Origin of the sequence: Streptomyces aurantiaciflavus, from assembly GCF_049808595.1 — a bacterium.
Classification (GTDB): domain Bacteria; phylum Actinomycetota; class Actinomycetes; order Streptomycetales; family Streptomycetaceae; genus Streptomyces.
The window spans coordinates 94,316-119,029 of sequence record NZ_JBNCAQ010000032.1; the positions used below are offsets into that span (position 1 = coordinate 94,316).

20 protein-coding genes and 1 pseudogene are annotated in these 24,714 nt (G+C 72.6%); 16 read left to right on the forward strand and 5 right to left on the reverse strand.

The genetic code is table 11. The features are described from left to right. The first annotated feature begins 920 nt into the window (after positions 1-920). Together ACPT94_RS31805 and ACPT94_RS31810 are read left to right on the forward strand one after the other, a co-directional pair. Complete coding sequence (locus tag ACPT94_RS31805) at positions 921-1,895, forward strand: helix-turn-helix transcriptional regulator (RefSeq protein ID WP_360338806.1); 975 nt, start codon at positions 921-923, stop codon at positions 1,893-1,895. A 278-nt stretch (positions 1,896-2,173) separates the two neighbouring features. Then, positions 2,174-2,692: a DUF4240 domain-containing protein gene (locus tag ACPT94_RS31810; RefSeq protein ID WP_360339053.1), complete on the forward strand. Its 519-nt coding sequence runs from the start codon at positions 2,174-2,176 to the stop codon at positions 2,690-2,692. A 340-nt stretch (positions 2,693-3,032) separates the two neighbouring features. Here ACPT94_RS31810 and ACPT94_RS31815 read toward each other — a convergent pair. Beyond that, positions 3,033-3,767, reverse strand: a pseudogene (locus tag ACPT94_RS31815) (peptidoglycan recognition protein family protein); the annotation flags it as partial. 282 nt (positions 3,768-4,049) lie between these two features. On the opposite strand from ACPT94_RS31815, the gene ACPT94_RS31820 reads away from it, so the two are divergent. After that, positions 4,050-5,234 (forward strand): MarP family serine protease, encoded by a 1,185-nt coding sequence (locus ACPT94_RS31820; protein WP_360338809.1) that lies wholly within the window; start codon positions 4,050-4,052, stop codon positions 5,232-5,234. 37 nt (positions 5,235-5,271) lie between these two features. On the opposite strand, the gene ACPT94_RS31825 is transcribed toward ACPT94_RS31820, so the two are convergent. Next, positions 5,272-5,769: a GNAT family N-acetyltransferase gene (locus tag ACPT94_RS31825; protein ID WP_360338812.1), complete on the reverse strand. Its 498-nt coding sequence runs from the start codon at positions 5,767-5,769 to the stop codon at positions 5,272-5,274. A 70-nt stretch (positions 5,770-5,839) separates the two neighbouring features. On the opposite strand from ACPT94_RS31825, the gene ACPT94_RS31830 reads away from it, so the two are divergent. Beyond that, complete coding sequence (locus tag ACPT94_RS31830) at positions 5,840-6,733, forward strand: TIGR01777 family oxidoreductase (protein ID WP_360338815.1); 894 nt, start codon at positions 5,840-5,842, stop codon at positions 6,731-6,733. A 302-nt stretch (positions 6,734-7,035) separates the two neighbouring features. Then, on the forward strand, positions 7,036-8,424 hold the full coding sequence (locus tag ACPT94_RS31835; RefSeq protein ID WP_360338818.1) for an NAD(P)/FAD-dependent oxidoreductase: 1,389 nt from the start codon (positions 7,036-7,038) through the stop codon (positions 8,422-8,424). A 630-nt stretch (positions 8,425-9,054) separates the two neighbouring features. Here ACPT94_RS31835 and ACPT94_RS31840 read toward each other — a convergent pair. Next, positions 9,055-10,587, reverse strand: a complete 1,533-nt coding sequence (locus ACPT94_RS31840) for an NsdA family TPR-like regulatory protein (protein ID WP_360338821.1) — start codon at positions 10,585-10,587, stop codon at positions 9,055-9,057. Positions 10,588-10,839: 252 nt separating this feature from the next. Between ACPT94_RS31840 and lipB the strand changes: the two genes are divergently transcribed. From lipB to ACPT94_RS31860, 4 genes are all read left to right on the forward strand, one after another. Then, positions 10,840-11,637, forward strand: a complete 798-nt coding sequence (lipB, locus tag ACPT94_RS31845) for a lipoyl(octanoyl) transferase LipB (RefSeq protein WP_360338824.1) — start codon at positions 10,840-10,842, stop codon at positions 11,635-11,637. 121 nt (positions 11,638-11,758) lie between these two features. Next, a complete protein-coding gene (gene lipA, locus ACPT94_RS31850) occupies positions 11,759-12,724 on the forward strand; it encodes a lipoyl synthase (protein WP_360338827.1) in 966 nt (321 codons plus the stop codon). Between the two features lie 271 nt (positions 12,725-12,995). Then, entirely contained in the window at positions 12,996-13,196 is a 201-nt protein-coding gene (locus tag ACPT94_RS31855) for an SCO2195 family GlnR-regulated protein (protein ID WP_360338830.1), read from the forward strand. Between the two features lie 69 nt (positions 13,197-13,265). After that, positions 13,266-13,967 carry a DUF4191 domain-containing protein gene (locus ACPT94_RS31860; RefSeq protein WP_360338833.1) on the forward strand — a complete coding sequence of 234 codons (702 nt, stop codon included), beginning with the start codon at positions 13,266-13,268 and terminating at the stop codon, positions 13,965-13,967. Between the two features lie 100 nt (positions 13,968-14,067). On the opposite strand, the gene ACPT94_RS31865 is transcribed toward ACPT94_RS31860, so the two are convergent. After that, positions 14,068-14,535: an RDD family protein gene (locus tag ACPT94_RS31865; protein WP_360338836.1), complete on the reverse strand. Its 468-nt coding sequence runs from the start codon at positions 14,533-14,535 to the stop codon at positions 14,068-14,070. A gap of 219 nt (positions 14,536-14,754) precedes the next feature. Between ACPT94_RS31865 and glnA the strand changes: the two genes are divergently transcribed. From glnA to pspAB, 5 genes are all read left to right on the forward strand, one after another. Next, positions 14,755-16,164, forward strand: a complete 1,410-nt coding sequence (gene glnA, locus ACPT94_RS31870) for a type I glutamate--ammonia ligase (protein ID WP_360338839.1) — start codon at positions 14,755-14,757, stop codon at positions 16,162-16,164. Positions 16,165-16,285: 121 nt separating this feature from the next. Next, positions 16,286-16,543, forward strand: coding sequence for an SCO2583/SCO2584 N-terminal domain-containing protein (locus ACPT94_RS31875; RefSeq protein WP_360338841.1), 258 nt, complete (start codon positions 16,286-16,288; stop codon positions 16,541-16,543). 172 nt (positions 16,544-16,715) lie between these two features. Further along, positions 16,716-19,403: a phosphorylase family protein gene (locus tag ACPT94_RS31880; RefSeq protein WP_425247398.1), complete on the forward strand. Its 2,688-nt coding sequence runs from the start codon at positions 16,716-16,718 to the stop codon at positions 19,401-19,403. A gap of 138 nt (positions 19,404-19,541) precedes the next feature. Beyond that, positions 19,542-20,462, forward strand: a complete 921-nt coding sequence (gene htpX / locus ACPT94_RS31885; protein WP_360339056.1) for a zinc metalloprotease HtpX — start codon at positions 19,542-19,544, stop codon at positions 20,460-20,462. Positions 20,463-20,464: 2 nt separating this feature from the next. After that, positions 20,465-21,049 (forward strand): PspA-associated protein PspAB, encoded by a 585-nt coding sequence (gene pspAB / locus ACPT94_RS31890; RefSeq protein ID WP_360338846.1) that lies wholly within the window; start codon positions 20,465-20,467, stop codon positions 21,047-21,049. Positions 21,050-21,072: 23 nt separating this feature from the next. Here pspAB and ACPT94_RS31895 read toward each other — a convergent pair whose 3' ends face one another. After that, positions 21,073-21,348: a hypothetical protein gene (locus ACPT94_RS31895; RefSeq protein WP_360338849.1), complete on the reverse strand. Its 276-nt coding sequence runs from the start codon at positions 21,346-21,348 to the stop codon at positions 21,073-21,075. Positions 21,349-21,491: 143 nt separating this feature from the next. Between ACPT94_RS31895 and ACPT94_RS31900 the strand changes: the two genes are divergently transcribed. Both ACPT94_RS31900 and ACPT94_RS31905 read left to right on the forward strand, forming a co-directional pair. Beyond that, positions 21,492-23,153 carry an alpha/beta fold hydrolase gene (locus ACPT94_RS31900; protein ID WP_425247399.1) on the forward strand — a complete coding sequence of 554 codons (1,662 nt, stop codon included), beginning with the start codon at positions 21,492-21,494 and terminating at the stop codon, positions 23,151-23,153. Between the two features lie 81 nt (positions 23,154-23,234). Beyond that, complete coding sequence (locus ACPT94_RS31905; RefSeq protein WP_425247400.1) at positions 23,235-24,422, forward strand: winged helix DNA-binding domain-containing protein; 1,188 nt, start codon at positions 23,235-23,237, stop codon at positions 24,420-24,422. Positions 24,423-24,714: the final 292 nt, after the last annotated feature.

Consider the following 24,714-nt stretch of genomic DNA (forward strand, 5'->3'; position numbering starts at 1 on the left):
CTTCCCGGCCCGGGGGGAAACGGCGGCCCGCCCCCGGTGGGGGGGTTCTGGGCGGGGGGCCCCCCCCCCGCCAACCCCGGTCCAGGGGACTTCGCCCCCTGGACCCCCGGGCCCTGCCCCCGGCGCCTAGAGGCCGAGGCCTCTCAAGCCCCACCCTGGGGGCTCCCGCCCCCAGACCCGGGCCCCGCACCACACCCGGCCCGCCCGGCGCACGAGGCCGAGGCCCCCGCAGCCCCACCCTGGGGGCTCCGCCCCCCAGCCCCCCAGGCCTGTGCCCACCCACCACCCGACTCTGTCGGACGAGAGCCGCACCACACCCGGCCCGCCCGGCGCACGAGGCCGAGGCCCCCGCAGCCCCACCCTGGGGGCTCCGCCCCAGACCCCCGGGCCTATGCCGACCCACCACCCGACTCGGTCGGACGAGAGGCGGGCCTCACGATCAACCCTGCCCGGCGATAGCCGGCGAGCGCCGGACCCGGCAATCCAGCCCGCCCGGCACCTGTGAGCGAGGCCGGTGAAAATCAGCCCGTCTGGGGGCACCCCCTCTGGGGGAGCTTGAGGACGAGGCCCGTTCAGGGCCGAAGGGGGTGCGGGACGGCAGCCCCGCAGAGGTGCCGGGGCACAGCCCCGCAGGGACCGGGGGACCAGTTCCACTTGGGGGCAGGGGCACAGCCCCGCCCGAGCCCGGAGGACCCAGCCCCGCAGAGGTGCCGGGGCACAGCCCCGCCCGGGCCCGGATGACCCAGCCCCGCAGAGGTGCCGGGGCACAGCCCCGCACGTGCCCAGCGGCACAGCCCCGCAGGGGCCCAGGGGGCGGAGCCCCCGGTGGGGTCGAAGGGGCGGAGCCCCTGGAGGTCGGGAAGGGTAGGGGCGGCGGGGGCGGAACCCCCTGCCCCCGCCACCCCCGGCATCATGGCCCCATGCGTGCCGCCCGGCTGATCAAAATGGTCCTGCTCCTGCAGTCCCGCCCCACCATGACCGCCGCCGAGCTGGCCCAGGAGCTGGAGGTCTCGGAGCGGACGGTCACCCGGGACGCGCAGGCGCTGTCGGAGGCAGGCGTGCCGGTGTACGCCGAGCGCGGCCGGGCCGGCGGCTACCGGCTGATCGGCGGATACCGAACGCGGCTGACCGGACTGGCCCGCGGTGAGGCCGAGGCCCTGTTCCTGAGCGGAGTACCGGGCGCCCTGCGCGAGATGGGCCTGGAGGACGCGGCCTCGGCAGCCCGGCTGAAGGTGTCCGCCGCCCTGCTGCCGTCCCTCAGCGACGCCCCCCGCACGGCGGCCCAGCGGTTCCATCTGGACGCGCCGGCCTGGTTCCAGGAGCCGAGGACACCCGAGCTGCTGCCCCTCGTCGCGGAGGCGGTGTGGGACGACCGCCGGCTCCGGGCCCGTTACCGCCGGGGCGAGGGCGATGTGGAGCGGGAGCTGGAGCCGTACGGGCTCGTGCTCAAGGCCGGCGTCTGGTACCTGTGCGCCCGCGTGGCCGCACCGGGGTCCTTCCGGACGTACCGGATCGACCGGTTCACCGGCGTGGAGCCATCAGAAGAGCGTTTCAGCCGGGAGGAGGACTTCGACCTGCCGGGCTACTGGGCCGAACAGGCCGAGCGGTTCGCCCGCTCGATCCTGCGGGCCGAGGTGGTCGTACGGCTCTCGGCGGCGGGCGTGCGGAGACTGCCGTACACCGTGGATCCGGTGGCCGCACGGGACGCGCTGGCGGAGGCCGGGGAGCCCGACGCGGCCGGCCGGGTGACGGTCGTGCTGCGGGTCGAGTCCGAGGACGTGGCGCACACGCAGCTCACCGCGCTGGGGCCGGAGGCCGAGGTGCTCTCCCCGGTGTCGCTGCGGCGCCGTTTCGCCGAGGACGCCGAACGGCTCGCGGGGCTGTACCGGGAGTAGGGCCTGTCCGGTGCGATCCCGTCTGCTCCCGGAAGGGGCGGGCCGCCGGCTCCGGGCGTCCGATGCACGCGGTCTCAAGGCGCCCGCCGTGTGCCCTCGTCGCAGAGAGGCCTCGGGCGGAGCGCCTCGCGGACAAGAGGCACCCGGGCAGTCCGCCCGGCGCCGCGACCGCGACCGCCGGGCGTCGCGGCGCCGGGCGGGAATCTGCCGTACCGGCCGGGAAATCCCCCGCACTCCAGGTGCGGCCCACCCGCCCAGGCACGATGCTGGGACCCGTGATGGACGAGACGGAGTTCTGGGAGCTGGTCGACGCCACGCGCGAGGCCGCCGAGGGCGACCCGGAGGAACAGGCCGACCTGCTCCTCGACCGGCTCCTGCAACTGGAGCCGGAGCTGGTCCTGGACTTCGCCCGTCACTTCGAGGCCCGCTACAACCGCGCGTACACCTGGGACCTGTGGGGGGCCGCCTGGGTGCTGCTCGACGGGGCGAGCGACGACGCCTTCGACTTCTTCCGGTGCTGGCTGATCGGACAGGGCCGGGACGTGTACGAGGGCGCGGTGCACGATCCGGACTCGCTCGCCGAGCTGCTGGACGAGTTCGACGAGGAGATCGACGGCGACGGCGAGGAGCTGGGCTACGCGGCCGACGAGGCCTACGAACAGCTCACCGGGACCGTCGCCCCGGACCTGGGCATCCCGCCCGCGCCGGCGGAGCCGGAGGGCGCGCCGGTCGACTTCGAGAACGAGCGGGCGCTCGCGGAGCGGTATCCGCGGCTGTGGGAGCGCTTCAAGGAATAAGGAATGAGGAGTGCTCCCGGGCTCAGGCCGCGGCGCGGCGGCGGGTGGTGTCCGTCGGGATGTACGCCTGCTGCTGCTCGGCTTTCACCGCGTGGTGCAGCGGCGCCTTGTTGGCCTGCTCCAGGGCGGACGCGGTGGTCGCGGCCGGGCCCAGGACGACGGCGGCGACGGCGCAGACGACCGTCCAGGGGCAGCGGGCGCCCCTGGTCCAGCCGGCGGCCTTCTCTTCGCTCCGGGTGCTCTTCACGTTCCCCACCTCCGGTCGGCTTGTGTTGTTCATGACCGTAGGAGGCGGGGATGGGAGGAGCCTGAACGCCGCCTGAGGCGTTTCTGTGAACGTGCGTCCCTGCAGGCGGGCCGCCGTCCGCCGGATCTCCGGGAGGCGGGCGGTGAGGGCCGCGCCGGGGCAGTTGGTCTGGTAGCCGTGGTCGTGGCCGATGATGGCGGGGAGGGTGGCGGTGGTGCCGGCGACGTACCGGCTGTGGCTGCTGCTGGAGGTCAGGTGGACCTGGGCGCGCGGATCGATGCCGGACAGGCCGAGCTTCCAGGCGGCCAGGGCGGCGATCGCGTCGATCATCGCCCGCGGGACGGGGACGCCGGCGGTGAACGTGCCGAGGGCGGCGATGCCGGCCGTGCGGTGGTTGAAGCCCTGGGTGTGCGCGCCGGTGACGGCGCGGTCGACGCCGCCGGCCCGGCCCTCGTAGATGGTGCCGCAGCGGTCGACCAGGAAGTTGTAGCCGATGTCGTCCCAGTCGCGACCGCCCGTCTGCCCCGCGTACAGGTAGCGGATGATGCGGGGCGCGTCGGCGCAGGCGTAGCCGTTGGGCGAGTCGGTGTGGTGGACGAAGACGGCGACGACCTTGTCGTCGTAGTGCGGGAGCGGCTGCGGGCGCCGGGCGTCGGCCAGCCAGGCCGAGCGGGGCACGATGGGCGGGCGGGCGGCGGTGTGCGGGACCAAGGGGCGGTCGCGGGCCGGTGGGTGGGAGCGGACGGTCGTGGCCGCGTGCTCGAGGCCGCCGGCGTACAGCGCCAGGGCGACGGCGGCGGCGATCCCGGGCAGGCAGCCCAGGACCACCAGGAGCGGCGTCGGCACACGTGCCGGGCACCGTCTTCTCGCCTCCCGCGCCAGGCGGGAGAAGGCCTGTCCGATGGCGCGCATGGTCCCACTGTCGACCGGTTCCGGTCCGTCCGCGATGTGTGCTGTGCCACCCGGTGGAACCATCGTCCCGGTCCACGACGTTTTCGGGGGTACACGCACGTGTGGCTGGTTCCGGGCGGCACGCGCGCGTGGCTGATTCACAGCTGATCACCGGGCCCGTCCCGTACGTACTGGAGGATCAGAGAGAAAGGCGGCTGCGTGGACCTGCTCGACATCCTGCTGGTGCTGGTGATCCTGGCGTACGCCGGCTCCGGGTACCGGCGCGGACTGGTGGCCGGCTGTGTCTCGCTGGCCGGGTTCGTGGGCGGCGCGGCGGTGGGCGTCTGGATCCTGCCGTGGGTGATGGACCTGGTGACTGCGGGGACGACGACGGCGACGGTGACCGCGGTGCTGACGGTGCTCGTCCCGGCGGTGGTGGGGCACGGGCTGGCGGCCCGGCTCGCGCTGCGGCTGCGCCGGGAGCTGGAGCGGGGGCCGCTCCGGGTGGCCGACGGGGTCGGTGGCGCGGCGGCGAACGCGGCGGCGGTGCTGATCGTGGCGTGGGTGGCGGCGAGCGTGCTGGGCGCGTCCTCCTCGCCGGCGGTGACGTCGGCGATCCGGGACTCCCGGCTGCTGGGCGCGGTGCAGGACACCATGCCGGACACCACTCCGGCGTGGTTCTCGCGGGCCACGTCCGCGCTGACCGAGGCGGGCTTCCCGCAGGTCTTCAACCCCTTCGAGAACGAGTCGACGGCCGAGGTCGCCAAGCCCTCCGGCGACAGCGTCACGGCGGCCGCGACGAACGCGGCCAAGCTGAGCACGGTGAAGATCGAGGGCGTCGCCGGCAACCAGGGCCGCGAGGGCAGCGGGTTCGTGTACGCGCCGGAGCACGTGATGACCAACGCCCATGTGGTGGCGGGCATCGACGACCCGACCGTGCGGATCGGGGGCGTGGGGCAGTCGTACGAGGCACGGGTGGTGCTGTTCGACCCGGGCGAGGACGTGGCCGTGCTGTACGTGCCCGAGCTGCGCGCCCCGGTGCTGCGCTTCGACGACGACGCCTCGCGCGGGGACGCGGCGGTCGTGGCCGGCTATCCGCAGGACGGCGGCCTGGACCTGCAGGCGGCGACGGTCGCGAACCGGCTGGACGCCACCGGACGGAACATCTACAACGACGCGGCCGTCACCCGTGAGATCTACTCGATCCGCTCCACGGTCCGCCCCGGCAACTCCGGCGGTCCGCTGCTGACGACCGACGGCCGGGTCTTCGGCGTCGTCTTCGCCCGCTCCACCTCGGACGCCGAGACGGGCTACGTCCTGACGGCCGCCGAGGTGGCCGACGACGCCGAACGCGCGGCGACGGCGACGACGCCGGTGGACACGGGCGAGCTGGTCACGTCGTAGGCACCGAAGGGGCCGGGCGGGTCAATACACCTAGGCCCTAGAGGGACCGGCCCATGAAGACGTCGTCCACGTACTCCCCGCCGAGCAGGAACTCCTCCGGCTGGACGCCCTCCACGACGAACCCCTCGGACTCGTAGAGCTTGCGGGCGGGGGTGTTGTGGCCGAGGACGCGCAGGGTGATCCGGCGGGCGCCGCGTCGGCGGGCCTCCTCGACGGCCGCACGGATCAGCGCGCGGCCGACGCCCCGGCCGCGTGCCTCGTCGGCGACGGCGAGGCCCTGGATCTGCCGGACGTGCGCGTTGCAGGCGAGCGAGGTCGGGAAGCCGAGGCGGACGTAGCCGACGACGCGGTCGTCCAGCTCGGCGACCAGGCAGTCCTCGGGGGCGTGGCGTTCACCGAAGAAGGGGTCGTAGGGCGGCTGCGGCTCGGGCGTGACCGCGTGCAGATACGACCACGTCAGGCGGTCGATCAGGGCGAGTGCCTCGTCGTCGGCGGGCCGGGCGGCGCGTATGCGCGGGGCGTGGGGCTCGGACATGGGCGTCACCCTACGATCCGGGCACCGTGTCCCGACGGGGGTTTTACGGGGCGGGCGGCAGGATGACCGCATGAAACGCACACGAATCGCGGTGGCCGGCGCGTCCGGTCTCATCGGCAGCGCCCTGGTGCGGTCCCTGACCGCGGACGGGCACGAGGTGGTGCGCCTGGTGCGCCGGGCACCCCAGGGCCCGGGCGAGGTGCGGTGGGATCCGGAGCGGGGGCGGGTGGACGCGGCGGGGCTCGCCGGGTGCGACGCCGTGGTGAATCTGGCGGGGGCCGGGGTGGGCGACCGGCGCTGGAGCGAGGCGTACAAGAGACGGATCCACGACAGCCGGGTGCACGGGACGGCGGCGCTCGCGCAGGCGGTCGCCGAACTCGACGAGCGGCCCCGGGTGTTCGTCAACGGCAGCGCGATCGGCATCTACGGCGAGACGGGCGATCGGGTCGTCGACGAGAGCGCGCCCGCCGGGCACGGTTTCCTGCCGGAGCTGTGCGTGGCGTGGGAGGCGGCCGCGGCGCCCGCCCTGAAGGCTGGGGTACGGACGGTGTTCACCCGGACCGGGCTGGTCGTGGCGCGCGGCGGCGGAGCCTGGGGGCGGCTGTTCCCGCTGTTCACTGCGGGTCTGGGCGGGCGGATGGGCGACGGGCGGCAGTACTGGTCGTACATCGCGCTGCACGACGAGGTCGCGGCGATCCGGCATCTCATCGACCGCGACGACCTGTCGGGGCCGTTCAACCTGACGGCTCCCGAACCGCTGACCAACCGTGAGATCACCGCGGCGATGGGGCGCGTGCTGCACCGGCCGACGCTGTTCGCGGTGCCGGCGCCGGTGCTGCGGGCGGTGCTGGGCGAGATGGCCGGGGACGTGCTGGGCAGCGCGCGGGTGGTGCCGAAGCGGCTGCTGGAGTCGGGGTTCACCTTCGCGTTCCCCGGGATCGAGGACGCCGTCCGAGCAGCCTGACGCCTTCTCAGGAAGGCTTGACCCGACCACTCTCAGGACCACATCCGACCACTCTCAACACTGCACCCGACCGCCCCGAGGACTGCGTCCGACCGCCCCCACGACTACCTGCGACCGCCTTCAGAACCGCATGCGACCACCTCGGGGGCGACATGCGACCGCTGTGCGACCGTGCCCTGTTCATGCGCGACTGTTCCCGACCGGTCGCGGCCTTACCCTCGTCCCGAACTCGGGTATCCGGGACGCCGGTTGGGGGCATCACGTCTCCACCGGCCGCGCAACCTCGAGGCGAGGAGGGGCACGTGCTTGAGCCCGCGTACCAGGCAGACGTCGTCGTCGTGGGAGCCGGAATCGCCGGCCTCTCGGCGGCGCATCGGCTGTCCAGCGCAGGAGTGACGACGGCGGTCCTGGAGGCCGCCCCCTGCGTGGGTGGCCGTATGGCGACCGAGAAGGTCGACGGCTTCCGGCTCGACCGCATCGGACAGCTGCTGTCCACGGCGTATCCCGAACTGGCGACGACCCCGGGGCTGGACGCGCTCGTGCTGCGTCCGTTCGCGCCCGGGGTGCTGCTGCACAGCGACGGGCGCCATCACCGCGCGGGCGCGCAAGCGGGTGCGGGGGGCGCGAGGGGCGCACTCCACGCCGTACGCGCCCTTGCGAGCGCCCCGCGGCCGGGGGCGCTGCCCCGGGTGCGTGCGGGCGCGGTGGCCGCGCCGCCCCGGGTCCGCGCGGGCGCCCCGCTGGGCACCGCCGTGGACCAGGCCCGGCTCGGTGCCGCGCTCACCCGGATCGCGGCCACGCCCGCCGAACGGCTGCTGCGCCGCCCTGAGGCGCCGGCCGCCGAGGCCCTCGCCGCCCGCGGGGTGCCCGCCCGCACCATCGACGGCTTCCTGCGGCCGCTGCTGGCCGCCCTGCTCTGCGACCCCGACCTCACCACCTCCAGCCGCTGCGCCGACCTCGCGCTGCGCGCCTTCGCGGCCGGGCGGCTGTGTCTGCCGGAGGGCGGGGCCGAGGTGCTGCCGGAACTGCTCGCGCGGACCCTGCCGCCGGGCACCGTGCACACCGGGGTGCGGGTCACCTCGGTCTCCACGACCTCGGTGACCACCGCCGAGCACGGCGAGTTCCGCTGCCGCGCGGTCCTCGTCGCCACCGACGCGCGCACCGCCGCCGAGTTGCTGCCCGGGCTGCGGGTCCCCGACTTCCACCCGGTGACGGTTCTCCACCACACGACGGACGACCCGCCCACGACCGGCGCGGCGCTGCTGCTGGACGCCGACCGCGGTGGTCCGGTCGCCCACACCACGGTGACGAGCCGTGTCGACCCCAGCCGCGCGCCGGCCGGCCGCACACTGATCTCGACCACGGTCCTCGGCACGCCCCCGCCAGGCGTCGACACCGCCGTCCGCATGCACCTCGCCCGCCTCTACGGCACCTCCACCGCCCGCTGGGAAACGCTGGCCGTCCACCACACCCCCGAGGCCGTCCCGGCCATGCGCGCCCCCCACGACCTGCGCCGCCCGGTACGACTCCTGGCCGGCCTCTACGTCTGCGGCGACCACCGCGACACCAGCACCGTCCAGGGCGCCCTCCACTCGGCCCACCGAGCCGCCGCGGCCATCCTCTCCGACCTGGGCGCGGCCGGCTCGATGCACACAGCGGACCCCCTACCGACCCTACGAAGGGCGGCATAACCACACACCGGCCCCACCCGGCCCCAGGCCGCACCTTCCCGGCCCCAGGCCGCACCTTCCCGGACCCAGGCCGCGCCCTCACCCGAGCCACACAGGAACACAGCCCCGCCGAGCTCCGGACACAGCCCGCCCCTGGGACCTACGGCGGCAACCGGAGACACGGCGCAGGGCCGCAACCCCGCCGGGGCCCTGGGCGCAGCCCCGCCCGGGGCCGGGGCGGAGCCCACCTGTGCCCCAAGACCGCAACCGACACGGGGCGCAGGGGCACCGCCCCGCCCCGGTCAGGGGACGCAACCCCGCACGGGTCAACGGGCGCAACCCCGCCGGGGTCCAGCGGGGCGTAGCCCTACCCAGGGCCCACGCCCGCACCCCGACACAGGGCGCAGAAGCGCAGCCCCACCCGGGTCACGGCGCGCAACCCCGTCCGGGACCCAAGGCCCCGACCCAACCTGGGCTGCGGGGGCGCAGCCCCGCGCCCAGGCCCCCACGCCCACAACCGGACACAGGGCGGAGGTGCCGCAGCCCCGCCCGGGGCCAGGGGGCGGAGCCCCCTGGCCGGGGTCGAAGGGGCGGAGCCCCTGGGGACGGGAAGGGTAGGGGCGGCGGGGGCGGGGAAACGTGGACCGGTGGCTAGCCCAGCGCCGCGACCTTGTCGCGGTAGTTGCGCGCCGGGGCCGCGTCCCGGTACGGCTCCAGCCGGCGCTCGAAGTCCCGCACGTACTCCTGCGCCCGCACCGACCGCATCTCCGCCGCCTGCCCCGCCGCCTCCGCGGCGAGCTGGCAGGCCTGGTCGAGCTCGCCGAGGCCCAGGCGGGCGGAGGCGAGGACGATGCGGCTGAAGAGACGGCTGCGGGCGTAGACGGCGGGCCGGAGCTGGAGGGAGCGTTCGGCGTGCTGCGCGGCGGCACGGAACTGCTGGAGGTCCCGGTGGCAGTGCCCGAACTCGTCGGCCAGCTGCCCCTCGTCGAAGAACCGCGCCCAGAACGGCACCTCGTCCCCGGCCTTGGCCGCCTCCAGCGCCCGCTCCGCCCGCACCAGGGACGCCGTGCAGGCCCGCACCTCGCCCAGCACCGCGTGCCCACGCGCCTCCGCCGCGTGCAGCAGCGACTGGACGACGGACGGGGCGTTCGTGCCGACGCCCTGCTGCGCCACGCGCGCCAGCTGCACCGCCTCGCGGCCGTGGCCGAGGTAGACGGCCTGCCGACTCATGGTGACCAGGACGAAGGAGCCGTACGCACGGTCCCCGGCGGCCTGGGAGAGCCGCAGGGCCTGGACGAAGTAGCGCTGGGCGAGTCCGTGCGCGGCGATGTCGAAGGAGGTCCAGCCCGCGAGGCGGGTGAGGTCGGCGGCGGCGCCGAAGAGGCGGCGGCCGGTCTGTTCGCCGTAGGTGCCGCGCAGCATCGGCTCGCACTCGTGCTCCAGATAGCGCACGAGGGCCTGACGGGCATGGCCGCCGCCGTACATGTTGTCGAGGGTGCGGAAGAGTTCGCCGACCGAGCGGAGCGCGGCGATGTCGCCGCCGGTGACCCGGTGGCCGGGCCCGCGCTCGGCCGTGCCGCGCTGCCGGGGCACGAGGGGCGCGCCCGCCGCGGGCGCGGCGGTGGGCCGGCCGGGCGCGGGCTTGGCGGCGGGCTTGGGGACGGTCGCCGGCGCGGCCGACGGGGACTTGGCGGACGGGCGGCCCCGGTCCGGCACCCGGTCGGGCTGGTCGCGGGCGACCTTCTCGTCGGCCCGGCCGATCAGCCAGTCCCTGCTCGGGACGACGAGCCCCGCCGGGGTGAAGGCGATCTTGCGGAGCTCGGCATGGCTCCCGGAGTCCTTGCGCCACAGCCCGCCGACGATGTCGATGGCCTCCTCGGGCGTGCCGGCGAACTCCAGCCCCGCGTACACGGGGGCGCAGGCGTCCAGGCCGAGGTCCTGAGCGGTCAGCCGGCGGCCCAGGCGCCGGGTGAAGACCTCGGCGATGAGGGCCGGGGTGGTGCCGCGGGGCTGCTGCCCGCGCAGCCACCGTGTGACGGACGTCTTGTCGTATCTGAGATCCAGCCCGTGTTCGAGGCCCAGCTGATCGACGCGCCGGGCCAGACCCGCGTTGGAGAAGCCCGCTTCTGCGATGAGCGCGGCGAGCTGGCGGTTGGGAGTGCGCTGCGCGGGTCGTTCCGTCATCTGCGGTGCGGTCTCCTGCCTGCCCGGGCCCCCACGCGAGACCGCGTGGTGCCCGGATTGCCTGTGAGCAGCCCTAATGGCCTCGTGAACGGCGCGAATGTAGCGGAGCGTGAGCGGGCGATCGCACATCTCGACGCTCATTCATCCGATCGTGTGAGGATTGGCCGCGAGGCTGACGCGCGGCGGGCGGACGTACAGTTGCTTGGGCGCGTTACGTGCCTGACGCAGCTATCGACTGGGGAGGCGCTTGCCGTGAGTGAGTTGCGGTTCGTTCGGATGGGCTTCGGAGCGGACGCCGTCGAGTACCGGGAGGCGTGGGACGAGCAGCGCCGGGTGCACGCGGCGCGGTTCGCCGACGAGGTTCCCGACACCGTGCTGCTCCTGGAGCACCCGCCGGTGTACACCGCGGGTCGGCGCACGGCCGACGACGAACGGCCCCTCGACGGCACCCCGGTCGTCGACGTGGACCGGGGCGGCAAGATCACCTGGCACGGGCCGGGCCAGCTGGTGGGGTATCCCATCCAGAAGCTGCCGCGCCCCGTGGACGTGGTGGCGCACGTACGACGTCTGGAAGAGGCGCTGATCCGCGCCTGCGCGGAGTTCGGCCTGGAGACCACCCGGGTCGAGGGCCGCAGTGGGGTGTGGGTGCTCGGCGATCCGGTGGAGCAGCGCCCGTCGCTCGGCGGGCTGTCCCTGGACTTCGACCCCCGGCTCACCGACGAGGAGTTCGACCCGCGGCTCAACGGCCCGGAGTACGCGCCCTCCAACGCCGGCCAGCGCCGCGAGGACCGCAAGATCGCGCAGATCGGCATCCGCGTGGCCAAGGGGGTCACCATGCACGGCTTCTCGTTCAACGTGAACCCCGACATGAAGTGGTTCGACCGGATCATCCCGTGCGGGATCCGGGACGCGGGGGTCGCCTCGCTCGCCGGCGAGCTCGGGCGCGACGTCACGATCGACGAGGTGCTGCCGGTCGTCGAACGGCACCTGGCCGACGTCCTCGGGAACGCGGAGCTGAAGCCACGGGAGATCGAGAAGGCGACCGTCTGACCGGGGGAATGGACCCGCGGGCCCTCAGGTTGGCCTGGAGGCAGGGCCCGACAAACACGGGCGTACGCTGGTGTACGCCGAAGAATCGAAGACTTCGTTAGTCAATCAGCAGGGAGCCGATGTGTCCGCAGTCGCACCCGACGGACGCAAGATGCTGCGCCTGGAGGTCCGGAACAGCCAGACCCCCATCGAGCGCAAGCCCGAGTGGATCAAGACACGGGCGAAAATGGGTCCCGAGTACACGCAGATGCAGAACCTCGTGAAGAGCGAGGGGCTGCACACCGTATGCCAGGAAGCCGGCTGCCCGAACATCTACGAGTGCTGGGAGGACCGCGAGGCGACCTTCCTCATCGGCGGCGACCAGTGCACCCGGCGCTGTGACTTCTGCCAGATCGACACCGGCAAGCCCGAGGCCCTCGACCGCGACGAGCCGCGCCGCGTCGGTGAGTCCGTCGTCACCATGGACCTGAACTACGCCACCATCACCGGCGTCGCCCGCGACGACCTGGAGGACGGCGGCGCCTGGCTGTACGCGGAGACGGTCCGCCAGATCCACCGGCAGACGGCGGAGCGCGAGGGCGGCCGTACGAAGGTGGAGCTGCTGGCCCCCGACTTCAACGCGGTCCCCGAGCAGCTGGCGGAGGTCTTCTCCTCCCGGCCCGAGGTCTTCGCGCACAACGTCGAGACAGTCCCGCGGATCTTCAAGCGGATCCGGCCCGGCTTCCGCTACGAGCGCTCCCTGAAGGTCATCACGGCCGCCCGCGACTACGGGCTCGTCACCAAGTCGAACCTCATCCTCGGCATGGGCGAGACCCGCGAGGAGGTCGGCGAGGCGCTCAGGCAGCTGCACGACGCGGGCTGCGAGCTGGTCACCATCACGCAGTACCTGCGTCCGTCCGTGCGCCACCACCCCGTGGAGCGCTGGGTCAAGCCGCAGGAGTTCGTCGAGCTGAAGGAGGAAGCCGAGCAGATCGGCTTCTCGGGCGTGATGTCCGGTCCGCTGGTACGGTCCTCCTACCGCGCCGGGCGCCTCTACCAGATGGCCGTCGAGAAGCGCGGCTCCTTCATCGCGGCCCAGGCCGTCTGACGCTCCGTCAACCGCCCTGCCCCTCAACCGGCGAGGCAAGCGTGTGAATTCACGCACAAGCGGCTACCCGCCAGTAGCGGCCGATATGACGCGGTCCCGACCGTCCTCGCAGATGAGGGCACACGTCGGGGCCGCGTCATCATTTCGGCCCCCCACATCAAGGCTTCATTGGTGTTTGACCGGTCGGTCACGCCCTGGTAACACCAAACAGTGACGCTGGTATCACACCACGTAGACCCGTGCCCAACGCCGCCCGAGGGGGACCCCCACCATGCAGGCCGCGCCCGTTCGCGCCACCGCGATCCCGTCCTTCACCGACGCCCTGCGCGCCGTCGAGTCCCTGCTCATGAGCGGCGGCCAGCGCACCGCCCGACGCAACGCCTGGACCTCCGTGCTGGAGGACCGCCGCCGTGCCAAGGACCGTGTCGAGGCGCAGCGCGTCCTCGAAGCGGTCACCGCCGCCCGCTCCTGACCGGCCCCGCCTCCCGCGCCCCGGGCACTGCCGTCGTCGGCACTCCCCGGGCCACGTAGACTGCGTGGCATGGCGAGGAAGGACACGGCGGCGGACGCCGCGAACCCCGGGCGACTGAAGCAGATCGCCCTGACCTACAAGATGACCCGCAAGGCCGACAAGAAGATCGGTCTTGTACTCGCGGCTGTCGGAATCGTCACCTTCGGTGTCTTCCTCGCGATCGGTTTCTTGATCGGCCACCCCATCTATCTCGGCATCCTGGGCTTCCTGCTCGCCTTCCTCGCGACGGCGATCGTGTTCGGACGCCGGGCCGAGCGGGCCGCCTTCGGCCAGATGGAGGGCCAGCCGGGCGCCGCCGCGGCCGTGCTGGACAACATCGGCCGGGGCTGGACGACGACCCCCGCGGTGGCGATGAACCGCAGCCAGGACGTGGTGCACCGGGCCGTCGGCAAGGCCGGCATCGTCCTGGTCGCCGAGGGCAACCCGAACCGGGTGAAGAGCCTGCTGGCCGCCGAGAAGAAGAAGATGAACCGCATCGTCGCGGACGTCCCCGTGCACGATCTGATCGTCGGCACCGGCGAGGGCCAGGTCGAGCTGAAGAAGCTGCGCACCACCATGCTGAAGCTGCCGCGAGTCCTGACCGGCCCCCAGGTGACCGCCACCAACGACCGGCTGCGCGCCATGGGCGACCTGATGAGCAACATGCCGCTGCCCAAGGGCCCGATGCCCAAGGGAATGCGCCTGCCGAAGGGCGGGCCGAAGGCCCGCTGACCGACCTCGTAGAGATAAGAGGGCGCCCGGGATCATTCCGGGCGCCCTCTTCGTCGTACGGAGTCGTACAAGCGGGTTCAGATCCGTCGTACGGACGGGTTCAGATCCGTACCTCGACCGTCCTGGCCAGCCGGTCGTGGAGGCCGCGGCCGTCGCGGTCCCAGATCAGGGCGGGCAGGGCGAGGCAGAGCAGGACCGTGCGCAGCAGGGCTCGCAGCGGGTTGACCGTGCCGGTGTCCAGGGCCAGCACCCGCAGTCCGAACAGACGCTTACCCGGGGTGAAGCCGAGGGTGCCGACGGTCAGGGCGCTCATCACGAAGAAGATCAGCAGGGCCCAGTTGCTCGTCGCCTGGCCGTAGCCGTCGGTGATCAGACCGTATGCGATCAAGAGGCACAGCCCCCAGTCCACGGCCAGCGCTCCGAGGCGTCGGCCGGGGCGGGCGATCGAGCCCGGTCCCTCCTCCGGCAGACCCAGCTGCTCGCCCCGGTATCCGAAGTCGGCACCGGCTTCTTCCATGGCCGCGCGGGGGCCGGAGAGCCACGATCCGATTGCTTGCCTGTTGTCCACCCGTCCACGGTACTGCGCACCCATATGACCGGCGGCGGGAGGGGTGCGCCGGGGGGTGACGGAGCTACCGTGGAACCGGAGCCGGTTAACTTCTGCGAAACAAATGGGTCACGCACGAGAAATCACCCGTCCCTAGGGTCGGGGTCAGCGTGTGCCACCGCACTGGCCGCACGAACGAACTACCACCCCGGCCCGACCGCCGGGAGTAGGAGGAGCTGGATGTTCCAGAACGCCGACGAGGCCAAGAAGTTCATCGCGGACGAGGACGTCAAGTTCATCGACGTCCGGTTCTGCGACCTGCCGGGCGTCATGCAGCACTTCACGGTGCCCGTCGAGGCGTTCGACCCGGACGAGGAGCTCGCCTTCGACGGTTCGTCGATCCGTGGCTTCCAGGCCATTCACGAGTCCGACATGGCGCTGCGCGCGGACCTGTCCACCGCACGGGTGGACCCCTTCCGCCGTGACAAGACGCTGAACATCAACTTCTTCATCCACGACCCGATCACGGGCGAGCAGTACTCCCGTGACCCGCGCAACGTGGCGAAGAAGGCCGAGGCGTACCTCGCGTCGACCGGTATCGCGGACACCGCGTACTTCGGTCCCGAGGCCGAGTTCTACGTCTTCGACAGCGTGCGCTTCGCCACCAGCGCGAACGAGTCCTTCTACCACATCGACTCCGAGGCGGGTGCCTGGAACACCGGTGCCCTCGAGGACAACCGTGGTTACAAGGTCCGCTACAAGGGCGGCTACTTCCCCGTCCCGCCGGTCGACCACTTCGCCGACCTGCGTGCCGAGATCTCCCTGGAGCTGGGCAAGGCCGGCCTTCAGGTCGAGCGCCAGCACCACGAGGTGGGCACCGCCGGCCAGGCCGAGATCAACTACAAGTTCAACACGCTGCTCGCCGCCGCCGACGACCTCCAGCTCTTCAAGTACATCGTGAAGAACGTCGCCTGGCGCAACGGCAAGACCGCGACCTTCATGCCGAAGCCGATCTTCGGTGACAACGGCTCGGGCATGCACGTCCACCAGTCGCTGTGGAGCAACGGCGACCCGCTGTTCTACGACGAGGCCGGTTACGCGGGCCTGTCGGACACCGCCCGCTACTACATCGGCGGCATCCTCAAGCACGCCCCGTCGCTGCTGGCCTTCACCAACCCGACGGTGAACTCGTACCACCGTCTGGTCCCGGGCTTCGAGGCGCCGATCAACCTGGTGTACTCGCAGCGCAACCGCTCCGCGGCCATGCGTATCCCGATCACCGGCTCGAACCCGAAGGCCAAGCGCGTCGAGTTCCGCGCGCCCGACTCCTCCGGCAACCCGTACCTGGCGTTCTCCGCGCTGCTGCTCGCGGGCCTGGACGGCATCAAGAACAAGATCGAGCCGGCCGAGCCGATCGACAAGGACCTCTACGAGCTGGCTCCCGAGGAGCACGCGAGCGTGGCGCAGGTCCCGACCTCGCTCCCGGCCGTCCTCGACTCGCTCGAGCGCGACCACGAGTTCCTGCTCGCCGGTGACGTCTTCACCTCCGACCTGATCGAGACGTGGATCGACTTCAAGCGCGCGAACGAGATCGCCCCGCTGCAGCTGCGTCCGCACCCGCACGAGTTCGAGCTGTACTTCGACGTGTGACCGGACCGCGCGTGTTCCACGCGTGAGGCCTTCGGCGCCCCCGTTTCCTGTTTCTCAGGGCGGGGGCGCCGTCGTATGGTTCTTGCACGGATGTTCGACAGAGGTCACGGGGAGAGACGGGATGTCCGAACGGGACGACGACCAGCGGGAGTTCGACCTCAGGTGGGCGGACAGCGCCGAGCACAAGGAGCCCTCGGCGCGGGCCCGGATGCTGGCGGCGCGGTGGAAGGAGAACCCTCCCGAGCCGGTGCCGTTCCGGGGTGATCCGGAGCCGGTGGCGCCGCGCAGGTCGTCGTGGCTGTCGACGGCGATCGTGCTGGGGTGTGTGGCCGCGGTGATCCTGGTGCTGGGGTACGCGCGGTTCCAGGCTCCTTACTAGCGGTTCCGGGCTTCTTACCAGCCGTCCCCGGGATCAGGCGGCAATACGCCTTTTCGCCAGGGCCGTTGGGGTCCGCGGTGTTACGTTGTGCCTCTTGGCTCACCGTCGGTATCGAGGTCGACACAGAACGGTTGGTCTGGTGACAACAGCCCGTCCTTCGCACACCGCAGTCGTGGTGACAGCGCTTCCGGTGGAGTACACCGCTCTGGCGAACCATCTCAAGGCCGAGAACGCCAAGCACATCGGCCGGCGGACGGTCAACGAGACCGTGGTGCAGACGTTCCGGCTCGACGGCGCCTACGCCTCCTGGACCGTTCATGTGGCCCAGGTGGGCATGAGGAACGTCGTCGCCGCTCTGGCGACGCACGGCCTGCTGGCGGTGCTGGATCCGGACGTCACGCTCCTGGTGGGGATCGCGGGCAGTCTGAAGGACGACGTCCTGCCCGGGGATGTCGTGGTCGCCACCAAGGTGTACGAGATCCACGGCGCCAAGGTGACCACCGCCGGGCGCGGCGCGCGTCCCGACGCGGTGGACACCTCGCTCGCCCTGTGGCAGACGGCTCTGTACGCGGAGGTCCGGCGCAGGCCCCACTTCAAACCGATCGCCTCCGGCGAGGTGGTGCTCGCCACCAGGGCCGGTGACATCCGCACCCGGCTCAAAGACACCTACGAGGACGCCGTCGCCCTGGAGATGGAGGGTTTCGGTTTCTGCAAGGCGGCGCAGCGCCACCGTACGGAGGCGCTGGTCATCCGCGGGATCAGCGACCGGGCCGACGGCAGGAAGCGCGCGGCGGACGCGGCCGGCGGCCAGGAACTGGCGGCGGCGAACGCGGCCGAGGTGGCCGTCGCCGTCCTCATGGAGCACCAGCCCGACGGTACGGACGCCTCCCGTCCCCCGCGTCGCACCCCGAAGCCGCCGACCCGCCGCACTCCCCCGCCGGAGGCCCGCCGCACTCCCCCGCCGGCGACCAAAAGGCCCTGGTGGAAGGGCCGGGCGACGACAACCTGGTTGCCGTTGGTCGCGGCGGCGGTGGCCGTCGTGCTGGTCCTGCAGTCGTGCGCCGGCGACGGCACCGACCGTGACGACGCCGATCCGCCCCCCGCCGCTCCCTCCTCCTCACTGGCGGTCTGCGGCAAGGCGGACACCCGCCTGACCATCGCCGCCTCCGTCGACAAGTCGCAGCCGCTGCGGAGCGCGGCCGAGGCCTACGGCAACCGGGCCGCGAGCGGCAAGTGCGTGCAGGTCAGGGTCGAGGACCGGAACTCGGGCGAGGCGATGCGCGCGCTGGTCGACGGCTGGGACGAGTCCGACGGGACGAAGCCGGACGTGTGGGCACCGGCGGGGAGCTCCTGGCTGTCCCTGGCGAAGGCCGCCGCGACGGGGAAGAACGCGGAGCAGTTCCCCGACAAGGCGGAACCGATCGTGCAGAGCCCGCTGACCATCGCGATGCCGAAGCCGATGGCCGAGGCCCTCGACTGGCCCGAGCGGCGGTTCACCTGGAGCCAGCTGGCCGGCTGGGCGAAGAACGCCGACGGCTTCTGGGCGCAGCACGGCAGGCCGGAGTGGGGTCCGTTCAAGCTCGGCAAGACCAATCCCGGCTACTCGACCTCCGGACTCAACGCGACGGTCGCCGCCTTCTACGCCGCCACGGGCACCTCCGGGGAGCTGAGCACCGCGCACATGGACGACGCCGGCAGCCGGGCGTTCGTCAAAAGCATCGAGCAGGCCGCCGTCCACTACGGCGACACGACGCTGACCTTCACCTCCAACCTGCGGCAGGCCGATCGCAGCAGCCCGCAGAAGGCCATGTCGTACATCTCCGCCGTCACCCTGGAGGAGAGCACCGTGGCGGCCTACAACGCCGGATATCCGTGCGGCGCGCTCAACGCGGACCCGGCGTGTGCGCGGACCAGTGCGCCGGACACCCCGCTGGTGTCGTTCTATCCGAAGGACGGCGTCCCGTTCTCCGACCACCCGTACATCGAGCTGAACGGGATGAGCGCCGCCCGCAAGGCGGTGGCCGACGACTTCCTCCGGTACCTGCACGGCCCCGAGGTCTACGCCGAGCGGTTCGCCCCGTACGGCTTCCGCACCCATGAGGGGAAGGTCGTCGCGGCCTCCAAGCTGCTCACCGAGCACTACGGCGTCCTGCCCGACGCGCGGTTCACCAGCATGCCGATGCCCCGGGGCGAGGTGCTCGCCCATATGACCGAGGTGTGGCCCACGCTGCGCCGGCGGGCCAACGTGCGCATCGTCATCGACACCTCGGAGTCGATGAACGGCGAGATCCCCGGCACGGGCGACACCAAGATCGAGCGTCTGAAGCAGGCGGAAGCGAAGTTGTTCGGCGAGTTCACCGGCACCGATCACGTCGGCCTGTGGAAGTTCTCCGACGCCTACGCCCTCGGCGGCAAGCGCGACTACAAGGAACTGGTGCCGCTCGGCCCGTACACCGGGAAGCTGCCCGGAGGCACCCGTGCGGAGCTGCTGTCCAGCAACGTCAGGAACCTGGAGCCCGAGGGGGCGACCGGGCTGTACGACACCCTCGACGCCGCGGTGCAGGCGATGCGGGACGACTACGACCCCCGGGCGATCAACGCGATCGTCCTGCTCACCGACGGCCGCAACGAGGACAGCAGGAGCCTGTCCAAGGAAGAGCTGCTGCGGCGGATCAGCGACCCGTCGAAGAAGCAGATCCGCATCTTCACCATCGCGTACGGCAGCGAGGCCGACGAGAAGGACAAGGGCGGCAGGACCGTGCTCCAGGAGATCGCCGAGGCAGGCGGCGGCCAGGAGTACGACGCCAAACGAGCCGAGACCATCGAGCAGGTGATCACCAGCGTGATCTCGAACTTCTGACGGCCGGACCGCGCCCCGACGTGATGGAAGGGGCGTGTGCATTCCTTTGCTCCCCGTAGGACTGATCGGGATCTCCCCATGGGAGGCCCGGGCGCACAATGGCAGTGGGGCGAGTGCCTGAACTGCGGGGTGATGCAGATGCAGAGCCGTTTCCGGAGCGACCGGCGGCTGACCGTGCGGATGACGGTCACCATGTTCCTGCTCGGGCTCCTCTATGTGGGCTTCGTCGCCGCGCTGATCGTGCTGCTGAAGTCGTGGGTGCTGGTCGTCGCGCTGGTGGCGGCGATGTTCGTCGCGCAGTTCTGGTTCTCCGACCGGATCGCGCTCTTCGCGATGCGGGGGCGGGTCGTCGAGCGGGAGGAGTATCCCGAGCTGTACGCCGTCGTCGACCGGTTGTCCGCGCTCGCGGACATGCCGAGGCCCGTCATCGCCGTGTCGGCCATGGACATGCCCAATGCGTTCGCGACCGGGCGGAATCCCGAGCACGCGGTGGTGTGCGTGACCACGGGACTGCTGCGGCGGCTGGACGCGGCCGAGCTGGAGGGCGTCCTCGCGCACGAGCTGTCGCACGTGGCGCACAAGGACGTCGCCGTGATCACGATCGCGTCCTTCCTGGGCGTGGTCGCGGGACTGATCGTGCGGTTCGCCTTCTACAGCCAGGTGCTCGGCGGGGGACGCCGGGACCAGAACACCGCCGTCGTCTTCGCCGCCGTGCTCGGGGTGTCGGCGGCCGTGTACGCGATCAGCTTCCTGCTGATCAGGGCGCTGTCCCGGTACCGGGAGCTGGCCGCGGACCGGGCGGCGGCGCTGCTCACCGGGCGGCCCTCGGCGCTGGCGTCCGCGCTGACGAAGGTGTCGGGCGACATCGCCCGGATCCCGTCGAAGGACCTGCGGACGGCGCAGGCGTTCAACGCGTTCTACTTCACCCCGGCACTGGGCTCCGAGCCCGGGGTCGTGGGCCTCTTCTCCACCCACCCGAGCCTGGAGCAGCGGCTGGACCAGCTGGGGCGGATCTCCGCGGAACTGGGTGAGGCGGCGACCCCCGGGAAGGCGGGCTGATCATGGGGTTGCTGGACATCCTGCTCGGCCGGACCAAGCCGGTCGTGCCCGACCTGGACCAGTTGTTCGCGCTGCCGTCGGCCGCGGTGACGCTGGAGGCGGCGGCCGGGTTCACGCCGACCGGGCAGGGCGCGGTGTGCTTCGCGACGGTCGAGGGCGGCGCCTTCGAGCAGACGCACCGCGAGGTCCAGGCGCTCCTCGACGCCGACACCGAGCGAACCGGCCCCCCGGTGCGGCTCCTGCGCGACGACTACGGCTACTCCTGGCTGGTCTCGCACCGCGCCCCCGACGAACTCCCGCCGCTGGTCAACGACCTGCACGCGGTGAACAGCGCGATGGAGGTCAACGGCTTCGGCCCCCAGCTGCTCTGCTCCCTCGTGGGGTTCGCCGACGACCGCGGCCGGCGGCTGGCGCTGGTGTACCTGTACAAGCGGGGTTCCTTCTACCCGTTCGCGCCGCTGCCCGGTGCCGGACAGCGGCGCGACAACGCGCTGGAACTCCAGGTGAAGGCGGCTCTCGCCGGCGACCTGCGGATCGAGCAGGACCTGAGCCGCTGGTTCCCGGTGTGGGGTGCCCCCGGCCTGTGAGGAAACGGGGGCACCTTCCTTCCTTACTTGCTGCGCTCGCGCTCCTGCCGGCGGGACTCGAGCGGGCGTTCACGACGGTAGCGGCGCTCCCACTTGGCCTGCTGGTCACGGCGCTCGCGGTAGGCCTTGTAGGACGTCGGCGCGGGGCTCGCGGCGGGGCCCGGCACGGACGCCGAGGACGCGTCGCGCCCGTAGCGCACGTACAGGAAGAGCACGGCGACCGCGGCGAGCCAGTAGAGGGGTTTTCCGAATCCCAGGACCACCAGGACGACGGTCCCGGAGAGAACGACGGTGCCCATGGCGTGCCTCCTTCCTGGGCATGGATGGGTGACTGAGCGGTGTGGTGGGGTTGGGGTGGCGTCTTCAGAGTAGGGAGGCCGTCACTCCCCGTGCATCTTGTTTTTCCCACCCGCCCGTACGACTGCCGTGAGTGAATGGGCAGATGAGCGAGCTGTCCCCCTTCACGCACGAGTACGACGGTGAACGCCTCAGCGGTGTGTACGGCGACGGCGGCGGTGGCCCGGGAGCGGCCACCGCCGTCGTGCTGCACGGCGCGGGCAACGGCAGCAAGGAACGACTGCTGCCGCTGCTCACCGAGTTCACGGCGCAGGGCTGCCACGTACTCGCCTTCGACTTCTCCGGGCACGGCGACAGCACGGGCGCGCTGCGGGAGTTGAGCCTGCGGCGGCGTTTCGAGCAGGCGGTGTCGATCATCGACGCGTACGTGCCGGCGGACGGGCCGCTGGTGCTGGTCGGGTTCAGCATGAGCGGGCAGACGGTGGCGGACCTCACCGGGCACTACGGGCAGCGGGTGGCCGCGCTGGGACTGTGCGCGCCCGCGGTGTACACGGCGAAGGCGTGGGAGGTGCCGTTCGGGGACGGCGACGGGGAGTTCCGCGCGATCGTCCGCAGGCCCGGCAGCTGGCGGGAGGCGCCCGCGCTGGACGTGCTGCGGACGTACGAGGGCCGGGCCGTACTGGCCGTGCCGGGCACGGACGCGGTGATCCCGCCGGAGGCGACGGACGCCGTCCAGGACGCGCTGGCGGCCCGCGCCCAGTTCACCCGGCTCGAACTGCCGGACGCGGAGCACCGTCTCGGGCTCTGGTTCCGCGACCACGCCGAGGACCGGCGGGAGTTCGTGAGCGCCGTGCTGACCGGCCTGGGTGAGCGGGGCTGGGCGGCCACCCGCGCCTGGCTGGCCAAGCAGCTGCCGGAAGGCCGTACCGTCCGCGGCACCCGTCGGCTGAAGGGCGGTTGGAGCTCGCAGATGCGCCGGCTGACCCTCGACGACGGCACGGAGCTGGTGCTGCGGACGTTCGTGAAGCCCTTCTTCCGCGGGCACGCGCCGGGACTGCTGACTCGTGAGGCGTCCGTGCTGGCCCTGCTTGCCGACCAGGAGGACATCCCGTCCGCACGGCTGGTCGCCGTCGACGCGACCGCCGAACACTGCGACCACCCCAGCCTGCTGATGACGTCGCTCCCCGGCCGGGTGCGGGTCGACGAGGAGGACCTGGAGCACCGCCTGGACCTGCTGGCGGCCCAGCTGGTCCGGATCCACGAGGTCGAACCGGACGAACGGCCGCGCCCCTACCAGGCGTGGACGTCACCGGACCGGGTGCGGACGCCGGCGGGCGCCCTGTGGGAGCGGGCAGTGGACGTGATCCGCCGCGACCCCCCGCCCTACGAGGGCTGTTTCCTGCACCGGGACTTCCACCCGGGGAACGTGCTGTTCGACGGCGACTGCGACTGCGACGGCGTGGGTGGCGACGACGGGCTCCGCATCACGGGCGTCGTCGACTGGGTCGAGACGTCGTGGGGCCCCGCCGACCTGGACGTCGCCCACTGCTCGACGGCCCTGGCGCTGCTGTACGGCCCGGAGTACGGCCTCGGCTTCCGCGAGCGCTACGAGGCGCGGGGCGGCCGCCGCCTGGCCGACGGCCCCGACCACCTGTACTGGCGGCTCCTGGACGCGCTGGCCTACTCCCCCGACGCGGCGAAGCTCGCGGGACCGTGGCGCGAGCTGGGCCGGACCGACCTGACGGCTCAGGTGCTGGGTGGGCGACTGGAGGCGTATGTGGCGGGCCTGCTGGAGGCCTACGCCTGAGCCGGTTTCGGGCCGGGGCCCGATTGTCAGTGCCGTCGAGGAGGATGGCGGGGCAGGCACGAGCGACGGGTGGAGGCCGGGATGGACGGCGAGCAGCGGTACATCGGCGTGGCGGAGCGACGGGCCCGGCTGGCCCTGCGGCAGCGGCTGGCCCCGGCGGCACGGGCCACGAGCCCGCAGGAGGTGGCCGACGCGCTCGTCGCGCTGCACGGCTCGGACCCGGCAACGGTGTATCTGGCGGTCGGGGCGCGGCTCGCGGACCCGTCGGAGACGGTGGCGGCGACCGACCGGGCGCTGTACGGGGACGACCGAAGCCTGGTCCGGATGCACGGCATGCGGCACACGGTGTTCGTCTTCCCCACGGCGCTGACGGCGGTCGTGCACGCCTCGACCGGCCTCGCCGTCGCCGCGCGGGAGCGGGCCACGCTGGTGAAGAACATGGCGAAGGCCGGCGCACCGGACGCGACCTGGCTGAAGGAGGTCGAGGAGTCGACGCTGGCCGCGCTGGGACGGCTGGGGCAGGCGACGGCGGCCGAACTGGCCCGGGAGGAGCCGCGACTGCGGGAGCAGTTCGTGTACGCGGCCGGGAAGAGCTACGAGGGGATTCATTCGGTCTCGACGCGGCTGCTGAAGGTGCTGGGCGTGGAGGGCAAGGTGGTCCGGGGCCGTCCGCTGGGCTCCTGGACGTCGAGCCAGTTCCGCTGGGCCCTCGCCCCGGAACACCCCGAACTCGACACCGCCGAGGCCCAGGCGGAACTCCTGCGCCACTGGCTCACCGCCTGCGGTCCGGCCACCGAGGCCGACCTCAAGTGGTGGACGGGGTGGCGGGTGACGGACGTACGGCGGGCGCTGGCCGCGATCGGGGCGCGGGCGGTCTCGCTGGACGAGGGCACCGGCTACGTCGTCGACGCCGACCTCGATCCCGTGCCCGCCCCCGACGAGCCCTGGGCGGCTCTGCTGCCCGCGCTGGACCCGACGGCCATGGGATGGCAGGAGCGGGACTGGTATCTCGCCCCGGACCTGCGGCCCGCGCTGTTCGACAGGAGCGGGAACGTGGGGCCGACGGTGTGGTGGGACGGCCGAGTGGTCGGGGGCTGGGCCCAGCGGCCCGACGGGGAGATCGTCTGGCGGATTCTGGACGGGAAGGGTGTGGGCCGGGACGCGGAGACGGCGATCGCGGCGGAGGCGGAGCGGTTGCGGGCATGGGTGGGGGCGACGAGGGTGACGCCTCGGTTTCGGACGCCGGTGGAGAAGGGGCTGGCGGGGTGAGGGTGGACCAGGTGAGTGCGGGCGACTGGTTGCCCGGGGTTGGCGGGCCCTGGCACGTCCGGCGCCTTGCAGGCGGGGCCCGCACATCCATCCCGTCCGGGGGCATGGGAGTTTGAGGACGAGGCCCGTTCAGGGCCGATGCGGGGGTCTGGGGGCGGAGCCCCCAGGGGGACGGTCACCTCTTGGCCGACCGAGTCGGGCGGCGGGGTGGGCAAAGGTCCCGGGGGTCTGGGGGCGGAGCCCCCGGTCGGGCGGTACGGCGGTGGGGGGGGGGGGGGGGGGGGGGGGGGCC